Source organism: Gemmatimonadota bacterium (genome assembly GCA_022560615.1).
In the GTDB taxonomy this organism is placed as follows: domain Bacteria; phylum Gemmatimonadota; class Gemmatimonadetes; order Longimicrobiales; family Gaopeijiaceae; genus UBA1138.
In genome coordinates this window covers 270610-288713 of the sequence record JADFSR010000001.1, presented here as the reverse complement: position 1 = coordinate 288713, position 18104 = coordinate 270610, and the positions used below count along the sequence as shown (strand labels likewise).

The 18104-nt window shown below is 64.9% G+C and carries 14 protein-coding genes; 9 read left to right on the top strand and 5 right to left on the bottom strand.

The features are described 5' to 3' along the window. Positions 1-80: 80 nt before the first annotated feature. Positions 81-641 (bottom strand): hypothetical protein, encoded by a 561-nt coding sequence (locus IIB36_01315; protein ID MCH7530385.1) that lies wholly within the window; start codon positions 639-641, stop codon positions 81-83. Between the two features lie 210 nt (positions 642-851). Here IIB36_01315 and IIB36_01310 point away from each other — a divergent pair, with 210 nt between their 5' ends. The 9 genes from IIB36_01310 to IIB36_01270 all read left to right on the top strand — a co-directional run bounded on the left by IIB36_01310 (position 852) and on the right by IIB36_01270 (position 12294). Continuing rightward, a complete protein-coding gene (locus IIB36_01310) occupies positions 852-1598 on the top strand; it encodes a hypothetical protein (protein ID MCH7530384.1) in 747 nt (248 codons plus the stop codon). 55 nt (positions 1599-1653) lie between these two features. Continuing rightward, entirely contained in the window at positions 1654-3522 is a 1869-nt protein-coding gene (locus tag IIB36_01305) for a TRAP transporter permease (protein ID MCH7530383.1), read from the top strand. A 20-nt stretch (positions 3523-3542) separates the two neighbouring features. Further along, positions 3543-4481 carry a TAXI family TRAP transporter solute-binding subunit gene (locus IIB36_01300; GenBank protein ID MCH7530382.1) on the top strand — a complete coding sequence of 313 codons (939 nt, stop codon included), beginning with the start codon at positions 3543-3545 and terminating at the stop codon, positions 4479-4481. Continuing rightward, complete coding sequence (locus tag IIB36_01295; GenBank protein ID MCH7530381.1) at positions 4482-7256, top strand: carbohydrate binding family 9 domain-containing protein; 2775 nt, start codon at positions 4482-4484, stop codon at positions 7254-7256. Between the two features lie 176 nt (positions 7257-7432). Beyond that, positions 7433-7570: a hypothetical protein gene (locus IIB36_01290; GenBank protein MCH7530380.1), complete on the top strand. Its 138-nt coding sequence runs from the start codon at positions 7433-7435 to the stop codon at positions 7568-7570. Between the two features lie 28 nt (positions 7571-7598). Beyond that, positions 7599-7829, top strand: coding sequence for a hypothetical protein (locus IIB36_01285; GenBank protein ID MCH7530379.1), 231 nt, complete (start codon positions 7599-7601; stop codon positions 7827-7829). A 227-nt stretch (positions 7830-8056) separates the two neighbouring features. Next, the gene (locus IIB36_01280) at positions 8057-10021 is read left to right on the top strand and encodes a PQQ-binding-like beta-propeller repeat protein (protein MCH7530378.1); all 1965 of its coding nucleotides are present in this window, start codon (positions 8057-8059) and stop codon (positions 10019-10021) included. Positions 10022-10191: 170 nt separating this feature from the next. After that, positions 10192-10701: a hypothetical protein gene (locus tag IIB36_01275; GenBank protein ID MCH7530377.1), complete on the top strand. Its 510-nt coding sequence runs from the start codon at positions 10192-10194 to the stop codon at positions 10699-10701. Positions 10702-10875: 174 nt separating this feature from the next. After that, positions 10876-12294 carry an MATE family efflux transporter gene (locus IIB36_01270; protein MCH7530376.1) on the top strand — a complete coding sequence of 473 codons (1419 nt, stop codon included), beginning with the start codon at positions 10876-10878 and terminating at the stop codon, positions 12292-12294. Positions 12295-12400: 106 nt separating this feature from the next. Here IIB36_01270 and IIB36_01265 read toward each other — a convergent pair whose 3' ends face one another. The 4 genes from IIB36_01265 to IIB36_01250 form a co-directional block, all read right to left on the bottom strand. After that, the gene (locus tag IIB36_01265; GenBank protein MCH7530375.1) at positions 12401-15043 is read right to left on the bottom strand and encodes an ABC transporter permease; all 2643 of its coding nucleotides are present in this window, start codon (positions 15041-15043) and stop codon (positions 12401-12403) included. Positions 15044-15050: 7 nt separating this feature from the next. Beyond that, positions 15051-15338, bottom strand: a complete 288-nt coding sequence (locus IIB36_01260) for a PadR family transcriptional regulator (GenBank protein MCH7530374.1) — start codon at positions 15336-15338, stop codon at positions 15051-15053. A 170-nt stretch (positions 15339-15508) separates the two neighbouring features. Next, on the bottom strand, positions 15509-16645 hold the full coding sequence (locus IIB36_01255) for an amidohydrolase (protein MCH7530373.1): 1137 nt from the start codon (positions 16643-16645) through the stop codon (positions 15509-15511). A 129-nt stretch (positions 16646-16774) separates the two neighbouring features. Continuing rightward, positions 16775-18091, bottom strand: a complete 1317-nt coding sequence (locus IIB36_01250) for a dipeptidase (GenBank protein MCH7530372.1) — start codon at positions 18089-18091, stop codon at positions 16775-16777. Between the last annotated feature and the right edge of the window lie 13 nt (positions 18092-18104).

Below are 18104 nucleotides of genomic sequence, written 5' to 3'. Positions count from 1 at the left end.
ACTCGGCGTCGTCGTCGCCGATCCCGACGCCGTCCAGAAAGACCAGCAGGACGCGGCCGGGCCTCGCTATCTCCCGAAGGCTACTCGGCAGGGCGTAGATCCACAGTCACTTGCACCTGGATGTGGCCCATGTCGGCTCGGTCGCGAATGGCGTCGCGAATGCGGGGCTCGAGCTTCTCGTACGCCGCCTTCACGCCCTGGCGTAGCTGCCTGCGCAGCACCTTGAGCGCGTTGACGTCCGCGCGGCTCGTCTTCGTCTCCTTCTTCGCGTCCGCGATCTCGGAGGGGTACAACTCGAACGGCGCCACGCCGACGTCATCGTAGCGTTCGTGATCCATGTACTGGACCGAGATACTGATGTCACCGCGAGCATGGTGGTGGTGGATATCACCCACGGCCTGAAAGCGAGCGGCGAGTCGGCCGAGCTCGGTTCTTTGGGCGGCCTTGGTGTAGGCGCGCTCCAGGCTGGCAAAAATTCTCTTCAGCCGCTCCGTGTTCGTCGCGTCGAGGTCCGGAATATTGGTATCGAGGTCCCGCGCCATGGCCTGCCTTTCGACATGAAAGCGCGCGTTCTCGGCGTCGCGGTTCCGCGCTCGATCGATGTTGTCGAGGATTCGGTCAGGGTTGGTCCGATAGCTCATGCGGTGCTCGATAATCTGGTCTTGTCAGTGGTCCAGGAATGGGCCCTGAACCCGGAGTCCATGAGGATAAAGGCTCCTCCACGAGTGGCCAAGGGTACTCTGGCGAAGATTCTTTCGGCCGAGGCCTGGCAACTCCGGGCCGAGCCGGGAATATTCTCCGCACCAGTTTCGTAGGCACGGTGCCTACCTATCCGGAGCGGAGAAGCCAAAATGGACGAGTCCCAAAGCACCGATGCCCCCGAAGAGGCCGGCCAGACTGAGCCGACCGACGAGGCCGTAGTGGCCGCGGAGGCCGAACAGTCTGAGATCCCGTCGCTTCCCAGCCGGCTCTTCAACGTCTTCCTGAGCCCGGGAAAGGTGATGGAGGCGGTCGCGAAGGATCCGGTGTGGGTCGGAGCGCTGCTCGTCGGCGCCGTCCTGGTTGCGCTGCAGGCCGCGCTGATCCCGTTCGACATGATTATGGAGACGCAGCGCCAGGCGGCGCTCGAGGCCGGTCGGGACATGCCCGAGATTCCCGAGTGGCTCATGAACATCATGCGCTACGGCACGCCGGTCTTCGCGATGATCGGGACGTTCCTAAGGACCGTCGTCTTCGCGGGGCTCTACTGGCTGATCTTCTCGTTCGTGCTCGGCGACGAGGGACGCTACCGCCAATACCTCGCGGTCGGGGCCCACGCTTTGTTCGTGCCCGCCCTAATCGGCCTCGCCCTCGTGCCGCTCAAGATCATGACGGGGGACGCTCAGGCGACACTCAACCTGGGCAGCTTCCTGTTCTTCCTACCCGACGGATACTGGTCTAACGTGTTCAGGCTGATGGACCTGACAGGGATCTGGTCCGCGCTCATCATCGCGCAAGGAGCGCACTCCATCGACGCCAAGCGCAGCTTCGGCAGCGCGGCCGCGATCCTCATCGCGATCGTGTTCATCGTCGCCCTGATCTTCGGCATCTTCACCTAGCGCCGGTGCGTTCCAAAGACGAGATCTCGATCGAAAAGATGGGTTGGGAGCCGGGTTGAGGCCGGGTCGGGGCAGGATGGTCGGCTGGACCGTCGCGGCGGCTTCGGCCATTGCGGCGCTTTTCCATCTCTACGCGGCTGGGATATCTCCGTTCACGGCGCTCATCCAGCGGCCGGTCCACCTGGCGCTCATGGCGACGCTGGGCTTTTTGGGTGTGGGAGTGCAGCGAAAGATCCGGCGACGAAAGGCAGACGACGGGGCCGACGGCAGCGAAGCAAGCGAAGAGCCGCGCATCTACTGGCTCAACTGGCTGCTCGCCTCACTCACCGTCGCCGTCTGCCTCTATCTCGCCTCTGAGAGTCAAGAGTTGGTGGCCCGGTCGGGGATTCCCACACGCATGGATCTCATTGCCGGCGCGATCGCGATCCTGCTCGTGCTCGAGTTGGCGCGGCGCACCACCGGATGGGGACTCGTCGCTGTCTGTCTGCTGTCGCTCGGTTATGCCTTTTCGGGACCGTACCTGCCGGGCTTCCTAGCGCATCGTGGCTACGGCGTCCAGCGGCTCGTCGAGCACATCTACTTGTCGACTGAAGGCCTGTGGGGCGTGCCGCTCGGGGTCTCGGCGGACTTCGTCTACCTGTTCGTTCTCTTCGGTGCCGTGCTGGAAACGGCGGGCGGCGGCACACTGCTGATCGCGCTCGCGAACAAGGTTGCGGGCCGCACTCGTGGTGGTCCGGCGAAGACCGCGGCGGTGGCGAGCGCCTTCATGGGTTCGCTGTCGGGAAGCGCCGTCGCGAACGTCGTCACGACCGGCACCTTCACGATCCCGCTGATGAAGCGCGCGGGCTTCCGGCCGTTCTTCGCTGGGGCGATCGAGGCCGCCGCGAGCACGGGTGGCCAGCTCATGCCTCCCGTCATGGGTGCCGGCGCGTTCATACTCGCGACGTGGACGAACATCCCGTACGTGGAGGTCGCGACCGCAGCGATCATCCCAGCGATCCTCTATTACGTGTCGCTGCTGGCGGCCATCCACTTCCGGGCGGGGCGAATGGGCATCGAGCCGGCCCGCGAGGTCTCCAACGAGCGCGTCTTGGACCGGCTGCACCTCCTGCTGCCGCTGGTTGCGATCGTAGTGCTGCTCGCCATGGGCCGTTCCCCGATGCGCGCCGCCTTCTGGGGCGTGACCTCGGCGCTGGTCATGGCGTATCTGCGGCCGACGACCCGACCATCGCTGCCGGATCTACGTCTCATCATGGAGGGTGCGGGTCGCGGAGCGGTCCAGGTCGCGGCTGCCTGCGCCGCGGCCGGGATCGTCGTGGGTGTCGCTTCATTGACGGGAATTGGGCTCCGCATGTCGGGGCTCATAATCACCTTGTCTCAGGGGAATCTGCTAATCGCGCTGATGCTGACCGGCGCGGGTTCCATCGTGCTCGGCATGGGTCTTCCCACGACGGCCGCGTACGTCGTATTGGCGGCGCTCGGCGCGCCCGCGCTGGTCGAGCTCGGTGTGCCACTGCTCTCCGCGCACCTCTTCATCTTCTACTTCGGATGTATCTCGAACGTCACGCCGCCGGTGTCGCTGGCTGCGTTCGCCGCCGCGGGCATCGCCGGCTCGCCGCCGGTCCGCACCGCGCTTGCCGCAGCCGTTCTCGCGAGTGCCGGCTTCATCGTGCCGTTCATGTTCGTATACGGACCAGAGTTGTTGCTCGACGGTACGATTCCGCAGATCGCACTCTCGTTCTCTACCGCCGTCGCCGGGGTCACTGCCTTCGCTGCCGCCGCCATCGGATATGCGCGCCGGCCGTTGCCCGTATGGGAACGTGTGCTGCTCGGCGCGGGTGCTCTCGCGCTGGTCTTCCCCGGTCTCATGTCCGACGGGGCTGGGCTATTGGTGCTCTCTGTTGTCTTTTTTAGGGCTAAATAGAGAACGCACGGAGGATCACAGTGAAGAGAGTCCGAATCCGGTGGGCGGCTCTGGCCGTCGTCGCCTGGATGGCAGCGTGTGGCGTGGAGGGTGGACGGACGTTCCTCTCGTTGGGTACCGGCGGAACCGGCGGCATCTACTACCCGCTCGGGGGCGCGCTCGCGAGCCGCCTGTCGATCGCGGACGAGTCCCGGCAGTACACTGCGGAAGTGAGTGGCGGCTCGGTCGAGAACGTCAATCGGCTCGCGGCCGGTCAGATCGACCTCGCGTTCGTGCTGGGGGTGACGGCGTTCCAGGCACAGGCGGGCCTGGGAGATTGGGAGGAACCTGTGTCCGGGCTGCGTGTCCTAGCGCCGTTGTACCCCAACCTCACGCATGTGCTGGTGCCGGCGGGTTCGGATGCGGCCGGTATTTCTGACCTAGCAGGACAGCGTGTCTCTGTTGGTTCCGCCGGTAGTGGCACGGAGCAGGTCGCCCGGCACCTGCTGCAAGCGTACGGCCTCAGCTACGACGACATCGACGTGAGGTACTTGTCGTTCACCGAGTCGTCCTCCGCTCTGCGGGACGGCGCGATCGACGCGGCCGTGATGTCGGTGGGTTATCCGGCTGCCGCGGTGCTGGAAGCGACAACCACGGCGGGCGTGCGGCTGCTTCCGGTCGATCCCGACGTAGTCGCTGCCATGCAGGCGCAGCACCCCTACTACACCACCACTATGCTGCCCGAGGGTGCCTATCCCGGAGTAACGTCGGCGATTCCAGCGCTGACGGTCCACAATTGGATCGTCGGCATGGACTCTCTAGATGACGAGGTCGTGACGATACTGCTGAACATTTTGGCCAACGACCGTGTCTCTCTGGAGCAGGTCCACGTCATGGCGAAGCAGATCGACCTGGATCGCCTCGATGACGCCCCAATTCCACTTCATGCTGCGACTCAAAGCTGGATTTCTCAGAGATAGATGATCGAAAATAGGTACGGGGCAGGTCGCGATCTTGTGATCGCGGCGCTGCTCACGCTGTCGGTGCCCGTGGGCATCGCAGCTCAATCCGACCTCCGGGGCTCCGAGGTCGCGACTCCGAGCGCGACCGCTCCCCGCACCCCCGCAGCTGAGCGCGCCGCTCTCGACGCCGACGCGCCGCTCTTATCCATCGTGGTTGATGGTGTGCTCGACGATGCGGAGTGGGCCAACGCGAGGGTCTTCACTCACTTCACGCAGACTCAGCCCGTGGAGGGTGCGCCGGTCGAATACGATACCGAAGTGCGCATGATCATCGGTGACGAGGCGATCTGGATCGCGGCGCGCATGCACGATCCCGAGCCGGAGAGCATCGTCAGGCGCCTCACGCGGCGGGACTCGCACGGGGCGTTCGACCTCTTCGCGGTTACGCTCGATCCCAACCTCGACGGCCTGACTGGCTACATGTTCGGGGTCAGTGCGGCCAATGTGCAGAGCGATTCGTATCTGTACGACGACGACAAGTTGGACCCTGCCTGGGATGCGGTGTGGTCCTCGGCGGTGACCGTCGACGCCGAGGGATGGACCGTGGAGCTTCGCATCCCGCTCTCGCAGATTCGGTACGAGGCTTCCGACGCCGAGCAGACGTGGGGCGTGAACTTTTACCGCTCGCGCGTCTCGAGCAACGAGCAGTCGTACTACTCGCTGGTGTCGCGGCTGAAGAAGGGCCGTGTCAGCCAAATGGGGCGCATGGAGGGCGTGCGGGTCACCCGTCCTTCGCGGCGGCTCGAGATCCTACCCTACGTCGTGAGCAACCTGCACAACGGTCCATCGATCGAGGGCGATCCGTTCTTCGATGGCTTGGCGGCGAACGGTCGTTTCGGCATGGACGTGAGCTACGGTCTCGGATCGGCGTTTACGCTCGACGCGACGATCAACCCCGACTTCGGGCAGGTCGAGGCGGATCCCGCGGTCATCAATCTCTCGGCGTTCGAGACGTTCTTCGACGAGCGACGCCCGTTCTTCGTGGAGGACGCGCGCGTATTCGACTTCAACCTTTCGGGCGGCCGGAACCAGCTCTTTTACAGCCGGCGGGTCGGTCGCTCTCCTCACGGCCGCGCTCCGTCGGACGCCGAATACGACGACATTCCGTCCAACTCGACGATCCTCGGCGCCGCCAAGCTCTCGGGTCGAACGGCGAACGGCCTGTCGGTCGGGGTGCTCGCGGCGGTGACCGGCAACGAGTTCGGACAGGCTCTCTTCGAGGACGGTTCGCGAGATGACTTCCTCGTGGAGCCGCGCTCGGAGTTTGGTGTCGTGTCCTTGGCGCAGGATCTGAACGATGGCGCGACCAGCTTCGCTGCCATCGCCACGGGTATGCGACGTGCGCTACCCATCGATGGATCGTTCGATTGGCTCCCCTCGTCGGCATTCAGCGGCGGCGCCCGCTTCGAGCATCAGTGGGACGACCGGACGTGGGGGATCTGGGGTGTGCTCGGCGTGAGCCAAGTGCGAGGCTCCGAGCGCGCGATTACCCGCATTCAAACAGCGCCCAACCACTACTTCCAGCGCCCGGACGCGACGCGCTTTCAGGTGGACGAAACGGCTACGTCGATGGCTGGCGTGAACTGGCGTGTCCAGTTGGACAAGCGCGGCGGACGGCACTGGACGGGTGGCCTTTGGGCGGCGGAGGTCACGAACGGCTTCGAGATCAACGACCTCGGCTTCTCGACGACCGCCGAGCGGTTGGACGGCGGAGCGCGGATAAGCTACCGGGAGATTCAACCTGGGTCGCTGTTCCGTAACTACAGCGTCACCGCCATGACCTTCCACAACTGGAGCCACGAGGCGCTCGATGACACGTGGTCGGTCGCTTCATGGCAGCGCGCTCGCATGCGTGGATCGTTCCGGCTGAACACGAACTGGCAGTTCCTCAACTACTGGAACGTGCGGCTCAACAGCTCGTACAGCCCGCAGTCGATGACTCGCTCGGCGACGCGGGGCGGTCCGATGATGGTCAACCCGGCGTCTACCGACTTCAGCATCAACGTCAGCAGCGATCGCAGGAAGTCGGTGAGCTTCGGCTCGAACTTCCAGGTCAAAGACGACCGCATCGGCACGGGAGGCTCGACCTCCGTTCGCGGCGACGTCCGCTTCCAGCCGGCCGACAACCTGTCGGTGTCGGTGAGCCCCAATTGGTCGAGGTCGACCACCGACGCCCAATACGTATCTTCGACTTCGATACTTACGTACGACCCGACGTACGGTCGGCGCTACCTCTTCGCCGAGCTCGATCGCCGGTCGTTCTCGATGGTGACGCGGGTCGACTGGACGTTCACACCGACGCTGTCGCTGCAGCTCTACGCGCAGCCGCTGCTGTCCTCGGGTGACTACCTGGAGTACAAGCAGCTCGCACGCGCCGAGTCATACGACTTCTTCGGCTTCGAGGCGGGTTCTGCCGAAACGCTCGAGGACGGAATCCGGTGCACGTCGAACATCTGCAACGTCGATGGCAAGCAGTATGTGGACTTCGACGGGGACGGCACGACGGACTACTCGTTCACGGACCGGGACTTCAACGTGCGGTCTCTGGTTGGCAACACCGTCCTTCGCTGGGAGTACCGACCCGGTTCGACGATCTTCCTGGTCTGGCAGCGTCAGCAGTTCAGCAGCGTCCCGATCGGCGACTTCGATTTGAGTCGGGACGCAGGTGCGCTCTTCGGTGCGCCGGCGGACAATCGGTTCATCATCAAGATGAACTACTGGCTGGGGTTGTAGAACGAGCCGCCTCAGGCTGAAGGGCCGACCTCGCTGATACGGGGTGGGCCGTTTGCTTGGCTGGCCGTATCAACGACTTGGGCGCATCTTGGCCGCATGTCAGACATACCCTCCCGCTTGAATGATGCACTCTCGGGCCGCTACGCCATCGAGCGCCAGATCGGCGAGGGCGGTATGTGACCACGGTCTACCTGGCAGACGACCTCAAGCACGAGCGGAAGGTTGCGCTCAAGGTCCTCAAGCCCGAGTTGGCCGCGGTCGTGGGTGCCGAGCGATTTCTCGCGGAGATCAAGACGACCGGCGGCCCCGGCTGAGACGTCGAAACGTTGGAAGCGGATCGCGGTGACGACGAGCACGCTAGCGGCTCTGGCAGTGTTGACGGCCGCCTGGAGCTTGCTGGCGCCCTCCTCGGAACCAGGTTCGGTCATGCGCCAGAGGATCGACCCGGTGGCCGGTGGGATGACCCGCGCCGTTGGCACGTTCACCGCGCTGGCTCCTGACGACTCGAGCATGGTCTACGCCTTGTCTACCGAGGACGGCGAGGGCCGGCACCTCTGGCTAACACGACGCTGAACGACGTGACCGTGGCCGCGCCCGCGACGTGGACCACGACGATCGCGTTGAAAAGCTGCGACTCAGCCGCATGCTGGTCGGGCTCATGGAGATGGACAAGGCGACGATCCAGGGGATCACCGATCGGTCGATGGCTGGGGGGGTATGGGTGATCTACGGCCGAGGTCCCGCTTGCCGCGCTCAGAGGCGTGCCGGATAATGCAGCGCCCCCACCGGAGGAGATTGCCTTGCTTACGTCGGTTTCCCAGCCCCGGCCCGCGACTCTTGCCAGCGTCCTTGGCCTCCTGACTTTTCTGAGTGTCGGCGGAGGGGCGGAGCTCCTCGCTCAGAGTGACGACGCGTCCACGGAGTGGCAGTATTACGGAGGAAACCTGGCCTTCAACAGGTATGCGCCACTCGATCAGATCGACCGGACGAACGTTGCGGATATCGAGGTCGTCTGGCGTAGGCCGGGCGTGGACCCATCGTATCTCGAGGCCTTTCCAGATCTGAATCCGAGCGCCTATCTGAGGGCCACGCCGGTTCTAGTCGACGGTGTCTTATACGCTCCCAATTCGTTCGGGCTCGTCGAGGCCTTCGATCCGGGCACTGGCCGAACGCTGTGGGTCCAGGAGCCGTTCGAACCGACCATCGAAGAGGTCCGTGGGCGGTCGAACCGAGGTGTCCAACTTTGGGGCGAAGGGGGAGATCGGCGCATCATCCTGGTCCGTGAGCCGTACTTGTACGCGCTCGACCCGGCGACCGGACGTCTCTTGTCGGACTTCGGAGAGGGTGGCCGGGTTCTCCTGAGTCCCGGTGGGTCGGAGCGATTCAGATGGAGCTTCAGCCCGATCGTGGTCGGGGAGGTCATCGTCGTCGCGGGCATCATCGGCTCGGCCGGTGACAGTGGCGAGGTCAAAGAGGCGTTGCCCGAAGACGTGCGCGGCTTCGACGTTCGCACCGGTCGGCATCTTTGGACATTCCACATCCTGCCCCGCCAAGGCGAGTTCGGTCACGACACCTGGGGTGACGGCTCGTCGGAGTGGGCCGGTGACATGGGCTCTTGGTGCTGCCTGAGCGCCGACGAAGAGACCGGGATCGTGTACGTGCCGTCGTCGGCTCCGACGGCGGCGTACTACGGCGGACACCGACCCGGCTCGAATCTCTTCTCGAACAGCCTCATTGCGTTGAACGCGGAGACAGGCGAGCGCCTGTGGCACTTCCAGATGGTGCACCACGACCTCTGGGAGTACGACACGGTTGGGCCGCCGGTACTCGGTGACATCGTCGTCGAGGGCCGCACCATCCGGGCGGTCATGCAACCGAGCAAGACGGGCTTCCTGTACGTCTTCGACCGGGACACCGGCGAGCCCGTCTGGCCGATCGAGGAACGTTCAGTGCCTCAGTCGACTGTGCCCGGCGAGCGATCGTCCCCGACCCAACCGTTCCCGACCAAGCCGCCGCCGTTCGGAGCCCAGGGCGCCACTGAAGATGACTTGATCGACTTCACGCCGGAGCTACGCGCCAAGGCCCGGGAGTTGGTGAAGCCGTTCCGGCTCGGGCCGATCTTTACTCCACCCTCTATGCCCACGCCGGGGCCCAGCGGCGAGCTGGGTACGCTCACCCGACCCGGCATCTGGGGCTCGGGCAATTGGCATTCTGGCGCCTTCGACCCCGAGACGGGCTACTACTACGCGGTCTCGCACCAATTGCCGGACATCCACACGATCAACTCCGCCACCGGGCCCGACGCCACGATGATGTATGCGGGCCGGTCGAACCTGGAGAGCGCTGTGCCCACGATCGACGGCCTGCCGATCTTCAAGCCGCCGTATGGGCGCATCACCGCGATCGACATGAGCAGGGGCGAGCACGCGTGGATGGTCCCAAACGGTGACGGGCCGCGGGATCACCCCCTCCTGGCCGGGCTCGACGTCGGACCTCTTGGCATCTCAGGCCGCGCGGCCCCGCTCGTGACGAAGCGCCTGCTCTTCATCGGCGAAGGAAGCGACGCGGTGATCGGAACCACCGGCAGCGGGCTGAATTTTCGGGCGTACGACAAGGCTACCGGTGAGGTGGTCTGGACGAAGGAGCTCGAGGCCGGGACGACCGGTGCCCCGATGACCTACATGCACGACGGTACGCAATACATCGTGGTGGCGATCGGCGGTAACGACCGCGAGGCCGAGTGGGTGGCGTTGGCGCTTCGGTGAAGGCCGGCGTTCGAGGAAGTGACGCGGGATCTCAAGCTGGTCTTCGGGCCCGCTCGACTCGAACCTACGGTTCTGTTGGCTGATGCCCAAACTATACCAACTCTAACCTACCCTACCGCGCTCCACGTATAGGTCGCGGCCCGTCCGATCCCCCTGCCTTCCACGAGAACGTGATTGCGGTCACCATACTCGGCACGGATGGGGCGCCGGAGCTATGGGTCAAGGAGTTGCCTGACGGCCCCATTATGCGGCTCACAACGGACGGCGCGTTTACCCGTCGCCCCGTTTGGTCGTGGGAAGGCCGGACGATCGCATACGTCACCAACGCCGGTGGGTCCTATCATGCTCGGACGATTGCCGCCGACGGTAGCTCGACGAGTGCGTTCGAGGTCCTGCTCGAACGCGAGCGGCAGGTCTACGAGGTGTTCTTCACACCCGAGCGAGGCGGACTATTGTTTCGGAAGGGCACAGGGGCGACGGGAGGCATCGGTCTCGTGGACCTGACGACGGACAGCGTCTCCGAGGCCGTCGCGACCTACACGGCTGATTCGACGTTCACCGGGGAAAAGCGAGAACGCCTCAGGCGCCGCTCCGGATTCGGACGTGAACTTCATCTACGTCCAGAACTTCTTCGAGGAGCTGAGGGAGCGGGTGGGGAACTGAGCGCTCAGCGTCGGTAAGCCACGAGCTGCAGCTCGGGCACCCTGCGGAAGCTCGCCGCGTCCGCTGTGACGAGCGGGAGCCCGTGTCTCGGTCATCGATCGGGCGGCGCCAAAGCGATTCAGCGTTAGCTTTTCCGGTCCCGCCGTCCCGTACCTATTCGCCACCGCCAGTCGACCCTCCGCTCGCCCAGCATGTCCGACACCGATACGGCCGACCGCACGGCCGGTCCCGTCACCGACGACTCTCGCACGGACCGCCTCCAGGAGTTCCTGGACGCTCCCAGGCGCGCGCTCTGGATCATGGCCGTGCCGATGATCGCCGGGATGACGGTCCACACGATGTACATCGTGGCCGATACGGCGTTCATCGGATCGCTCGGAACGGACGAGCTCGCGGCGGCCACTTTCGTCGCTCCGCTGTTCTTCTTGATGATGGCGCTGACGATGGGAATCGGTACCGCGGTCACGGCTTTGGTGGCTCAGTGCGTGGGGCGAGGCGACGCCCGAGGCGCGGACGCCGCTGCGGGCACCGCGATCAGTTCCGGCCTCCTTCTGGGAGTCCTATTCGGTGGAGTCGGGCTCGCGACCGGCCGCTGGATGCTGGCGGCAATGGGCGCGGAGGGCCACGTCGTGGACCTGGCTTGGGAGTACTTCCAGGTCCTCGCGGCATTCATGCCGCTGTTCTTCGTGTCCGCGGTCCTGCGCTCCATTCTCGCCGGGGAGGGTGATGCGAAGACCCCGATGATCGTTTTGACGATCTCGACGCTGGCCAACATCGCTCTCGACGCGCTCTTCATCCTGGTTCTCCGCATGGGGCTTCGGGGCGCCGCTATCGCGACCATCCTGGCCGTCTTGATCTCGGTCTCGACGTTCTCCGTACTGCTGCTGCGCCGAAAGTCGGCGTTCGTCCGTCTGCGCTTGTCGGCGCTGGTCCCATCGCGCGAGGTTCTCGTGAAGCTGTATGGGTTGGCGATCCCGATCGCGGCGAGCATGGTCGTCATGTCGGCAGGCAGCATGCTGTACAATCTGATCCTGTCCGATTTTGGATCGGTGTCGGTCGCGGCCTACGGCGCGGCGTCGAAGGTGGACATGATCGTCGTGCTCCCGATTTTCGGCCTCTCGGGGGCCGCGGTCACCGTCGTTGGCATGTTCGCCGGAGCCGGGCGGAGCGATCTGGTACGCTCGACAGCGCTTTACACCTATCGGTGGGCGATCACGCTTGCGGCCGTCATCGGTGGCGTGGCCTACCTGACCTCTGGAAGCCTCCTCCGCGTCTTCACATCCGACCCGACCGCGCTCGCGATCGGATCGACGTATCTCGGGTTCATGATCTTCGCGTACCCGATGATGGCGGTGGGGATGACGACCGGGCGCTTGCTCCAGGGACTCGGGCATGGATTCCCGGCACTCTTCATCACCACGCTTCGCGTGTTGTTGGTCGGCGTGCCGGTCGCATGGGTAGCGGTGCACGTCTTCGACCAGTCCATCAGGGGCGTGTGGATCGGCATCCTCACGGGTGGCGTGTGTGCGACGATTTGTTCGGTTCTGATGGTCCGGCAGTTGATGTGGCGGTCGGACCCGAGCCTGAAGGCGGGGGCGGCGCGCGCCTAGAGGCCTCCCTGGCGCCTGCAGTAGGTCACGACGTCCCGCTCCTGGGCGAGTTCGCGTAGGGTCTCGCTTCGTTCCACGAGCGCCCGTGTCAAGTCGGATATGGGCGTCAGTTCGCTCGAAGCACCTCCACCGGATCGGCGCGGGTCGCCCGCCTCGCCGGCACCCAGACCGCGGTGGCGGCGACCACGCTGACCACGACCGCCACGACGCCGTAGGTGAGCGGATCTGTGGGTCGAACCTCGAAGAGTAGGCTCTCCATGACGCGTGAGCCCATACCCGCCCCGATAAGACCCACGGTCAGACCGAGCAGGACGGCCGTCATCCCCTCCCGCAGCACCACGGAAGCCACGGCGGATGGCTCAGCTCCCAACGCGATACGAATCCCCATCTCGCGAGTCCTGCGTGCTACGGAGTGGGCCACCACACCGTAGATGCCTACCGACGCGAGCGTGACGGCGAGCGTGGCGAAAGCGACCAGCAACAACGTGTAGAATCGTGTCATGGCCAGGGAAGCAGCGAGCGCCTCACGGGCAGTACTCACCGCGGGGATGGGGAGATCCGGGTCGATCGCCCAGATCTCGCGTTGGATCCGGTCTCGTATGAGCTCGGCGTCTCCAGTGAACCGTACGAGCAGGTTCACCAGTTCCCTGAGCCCCTCGAGCGGTGCGTAGAGCTCCGCCTGGCCGGCGGTAGGAAGGCCGGGGTGCTCGAAGTCTTTGACCACGCCCACGATCGTCGTCCACGGATCCCTCTCTCGTGCGCGTACGCGACGACCCACCGCCGACTCATTCGGCCAATAGGCCTGCGCGGCCGTTTCGTTGATCAACGCGACGGGTTCCCCACCGCGGTCGGACGGCCTGAGCGGGCGGCCCTGGACGACCGGGAGACCGAGTGCTGTCAAGTAGTCGCCATCCACCCAAAGGTGGGAGAATTGGATCACCTCGGTTTCCGAGAAGACGTTCCGTCCACCGTCGCTCGCACCCTCCCGGGGTCCGCCCTCCTGTTGGAGTCCAGACAGAAAGGTCATACCCGAGAACGGGGTCGCGGACCCGACGCCGACCCGTTGTACTCCAGGAATCGCCGCGACGCGGGGCCTGAGCTCCTCCAGGAATCGATCGCGTAGCGATGAGTCGCTACCGCCGCCGTATGTGTACGACGGCATCTGGAGATGCACGAAGAGAAGGCCATCGGGATCGAATCCAGCGTCCGCACGGCTCATGTGATGGAGTGTGTTGACCATCAGGATCGCGGCGACCAGAAGCGCACTCGCCTGGGCGACTTCAGCGCCAAGCAACACCTCACCTCGCCTCTTTTCCTGTCGACTGATCGAGGACCCGTGAGCGCGGATTCGACGGACCGAGACACGACTCGCTCGGAGCGCGGGGATCACGCTGAAAAGCGCTCCGGTGAGCGCGGTTAGGAGCAGCGCGAACGCGAGCACGCGCACGTCGACTTCGGCGGCCATGGCGAGAGGGATTTCCGCCGGGACCAAGGCGAGCAGAGTGTCGACACCGACCCAAGCCAGTCCCATCCCCAGCAAACCGCCCACGGTGGCGAGGATCGCACCCTCGAGGAAGACCTGCCGCGCCAGGTCGCCCCGCGATGCGCCCAGGCTCGATCGTATCAACAGCTCCGGCATTCGTTCGGCGCCCCGAGAGAGCAGAAGATTGGCCACGTTGACGCACGCGATGAGCAGGACCGCTACCACCGCACCCATCAGGATCCAAAGATTCGCTCCGATGTCGCCCACGAGACGGCTCCGATAGTCGAAGACTCCGGCACGCCACGGGTCGGCGAGCTTGCCCACCTCCAGTGCTGCCCGCTCGGAAGCGGACAGCAGATCCTGCTCGACGTCCGCGAGGCCGACCCCCGGACGTGCTCGAGCCAGGGTTACGAGCGAGCCGAAGCGGATGCGATCGCGTGCCCAGTCGACGTCGAGCTCGACCGGCGTCCACACGTCTACATTCGGAAGGATCGCCACTGTAGGAAGCACCCCGACGATCTCGAACGATCGGTCGTCGATGTGAAGACTCTCTCCCATCACGTCAGAGCGACTCCCGAATCGCTCTCGCCACAACGACTCCGAGAGAAGGGCGACCCGTTCGGCGCCCGGCTGGTCTGCGGTGGGATCGAACGTGCGACCCAACACGGGGGTTACCGAAAGCAGGTCCCGGAGGAACCCTGCGGTCACACGACCCTCTTGTACGACTGTCGGAAGGCCGACCCCGATCAAGTTTCCGTCGAAGACCGAGTAGGCCTCCATGGCTTCGAGCGTGGCAGCCCGCTCTCGCCAGGCGACGAAGAGCTCAGGGTTGAGGTCGAGCCCCTTGATGTCGTAGCGCTGGAAATCCGCGGTGATCTGGAAAAACCGGTCGCCGCCCGGGTACGGGAGAGGGGCCACCAGCACCTTGTCGACGACGCTGAACACTGCGGTCGTCGCCCCGATCCCCAGGGCTAGCGTCACGATGACTGCGGCCGAAAACAGCGGTCGCCGAGCGAGCGTTCGAAGCGTGAGGCCGGACTCCGCCAACATTCGATCCATCGCCATCATCCACGCCTCCCCCCTCAGCCAAGTGGCGTGGCGTAGCGAGCCGATCGCGGGCCACACGACCGGGCCTCCCTCGTCGGACCGGGCCCAGACCTCGGCGGACCACTCCCGCAGCCATCTCCGCCGGCGCGCCGCCGGTACGATCGCGGCCGCGAAGCGAACGATCCCCAGCGCGATCCGGCGGCTTGGTGCGGGGTTCACGTCTCCGTCAGCTGCTGGTAGTGAGGGGCTGTCCGAGCGTGCGGAACCGCTCCATCGCATGTGCGAGGGCGGCTCGCCCCTCGTGGGTCAGCGTGTAGTAGCGACGGGGCGGACGCCCAGCCTCGCGTTCTGATTCGGGGTTCTGCCACCGAGAAACGACTAGGCCGCGCTTCTCCATCCGGCTGAGAATCGGATAGACCGTCCCCGACGGGAGGCTCGTCGAGTCCATGACGTCGAACCCGTAGGAAGAGCCCTCGGTGATCGCGCGAAGCACCGCCACCGTGGCTGGGCTCATCGCTCTATTCCGCTGCGCCATCGCACCCCTCATAACGATATACGTATATATTTAATATATATATAGAGTTATGGCAAGTAGCATCGATCTCCAGACTCGTCCTTCAGGAAGGGGCCAGGTCGGCGAAGTCGACGCGGCGCGTATAGCCGCTGCGGAGGCGTAGGCCCGCTCTAACCCGGGAACCCCGCGGTAGGCATGTTCGGGATGATCCTCAACGCGTTCCCGTAGTACAGCTGCCTCAGCACATCGTCGGGCAGTCCCATGCCGTACAGCTGCCAGAAAGCGTGGTAGTTCCGGTAGTAGTCGAAATACTCGTCCTCGGTCTCGAAGACCCGCCAGTAGTATGGGTACTCGTCGGGCTGGAACGAGTCCTTCCCGAACAAGATCCGGTCCTTGTACTTCTCGAAGAAGGCGCGCGCGAAGCGGGGCTGCCTGCCCAGGTCGTAGAGGACCGCACCGACCTCCCCGTGCACGTTGGGGAAGCGATCGAAGAGCTCGCCCAGCTTGCCCAAATCCTGTGTGTACCAGCTCATGTGAGCGAGCACCCAGGTCGTATTCGTGTGCTTCGCGAGCAGTCGATCCCGCTCCGCCATCAGCTCTTCGAACGTGGGAAAGCGTGAGCGGTCGTTGAACCGACGGCTGGGGAAGATCGCCATCTCGAGCCAGCGCTCGTTTTCGAGATCGAGCGGCTGGAAGAACTCCGCCGGATCCCCCGTGTGGATGAATACGGGGATGCCGAGTCGGCCGGCGGTCTCCCACACCACGTCGAGCTCCGGATCGTCCAGCCGGAGCCGGGTCCCGTCCGCCTTCCGTGTGCCCAGTCCGAAACCCTTGCCGATCTCGCCGATGCCCACGGCACCTGCGGCGACGTCGGCCTCGAGCTGCGCAGCGATGAGCGCGCCGGAGCCCGGTCCGACGTCCCGGAGGTCCAGCGTGGTGAAGAAGACGAACCGGTCCTCATAGCCCGCGGCGCGAACCGCTTCGATCTGGCTCGTGAGGCGCTCGCCGGAGCTCCCCCGGGCCTGCACCATTACTTGCAGGTTGAGCTCGTCCATCGCCGAGATCACGCGGTTGATGGCCTCGGGGTTGTTCAGCGTCGGCGGATGCCCATGCAGGTCGACCGCAGGGAACTTCGCGCGCGGCACCTCATGCTCCGGCACGACCAGCGTCGAGCGCGGGTTGTACTCCGTGATGGTGGGCGGAGGAATCGTGGGCTCACGGTTCCGTCGGAATTGCGCCTCGCTCTGCGCGGGCGGAAGAAGAAGAGCGAGGGCGACGAGGATGAACAGCACGCGAGTGAGAGGCATCCCAGGGGCTCCGGTAAGATGAGTCCGCCAAAGTAGAGGTCTTCGCCCGATCCTGTACAGCGGACGGACGACAGCACGCTGAACACGCGCACCTCCACGTCCGCCGTACGTACGCGCGAAGGGCGCGGCTCAGCCCTCGGACTGCATCTCCGCCGCCACCGCCTGTACGTCGTCCAACACCCGCAGCAGGTTGCCGCTCCACAGCATCCCGATCTGCTGCTCGGTGTAGCCGCGGCGTACGAGCTCGAGCGTCACGTTGAACGTCTCCGACGCGTCGTTCCACCCTTCGACACCGCCTCCCCCGTCGAAGTCGGAGCTGATGCCGACGTGCTCGACGCCGATGAGGCTCACGAGATAGTCGATGTGGTCGACGAAGTCGGAGACGTCGACGGGCGGGGCGACGGCAGTCACTTCAGCTTCCATTCGCGCCTCGACGGCCTCCTGAACCGGCTGGAAGGCCGCATCGTATGCGTCGCGATCTTCAGCGCTCATCCTGAAGCGCCCGCCCCGGTCTACCAGCTCGACGCCCATCTCGTCGGCGACACTCCGCTCCAACGCGGTGCGCGCCTCTCGGTTGGCGTTGTTCTTTTCGGGGTTCACGTAACCCCGGAACGCGACGGTCTGCACCACGCCGCCGTTCTCCTTGAGCGCCATGAGCTGCTCGTCGTCCAGATTGCGGCTCACGTCTCCCACTGCGCGTGCTGCCGAATGCGACGCGATGACCGGCGCCCGGGACAGGTCTAGAGTCTGCATGTTCGCTTCTTTCGAAGGATGCGAGAGGTCGATCATGATACCGAGCCTGTTCATCTCTGCGATCGCCTGGCGTCCAAGCTCGCTGAGACCACCGTGCAGCCAGACGTCGTCCCGCTCGCCGGTGTTCGAGTCCGCGAGTTGGCTGTGCCCGTTGTGCGCGAGCGACATGTAGCGAGCGCCCATCTCGTGGAACCGCTCGATGTTAGAGATGTCAGTACCGATTGAATACGCGTTCTCAACCCCGATCATCGCGACCTTCTTGCCCGCCCCGACGATGCGCCGCACGTCGTCAGACGTCAGTGCGAGCTCGATCCGGTCCGGCGCGATCTCTTCAGTGAGCCGATGGACCGCCTCGAACTTCTCGAGCGCCTGTTGATGCGCGCTCGCGTATCCCTCAGGGGTCAGATCCCCCTGACCCACATAGACGATCATCCAGGATACGTCGAAGCCGCCCGCCTCCATCTTCGGGAGGTTCACCTGCGTGGGAAGTGCCATCGTGTAGTTGCGCTCGGCGGTGAAGTTCGCCGGGCTGATGTCGTTGTGCGTGTCGAGGGTGATCACTCGCTCGTGGATGCCACGCGCGCGTTCGACCAGGTCGGCTTCGCTCTCGGCGACCGCACCAGAGTCGTTCCCGCCGCAGGCGGCGGTCGCGACGAGGGAAACGAGGGCGATCAACTGGTAACCGGTGGTCATCTTTTTCATGGTG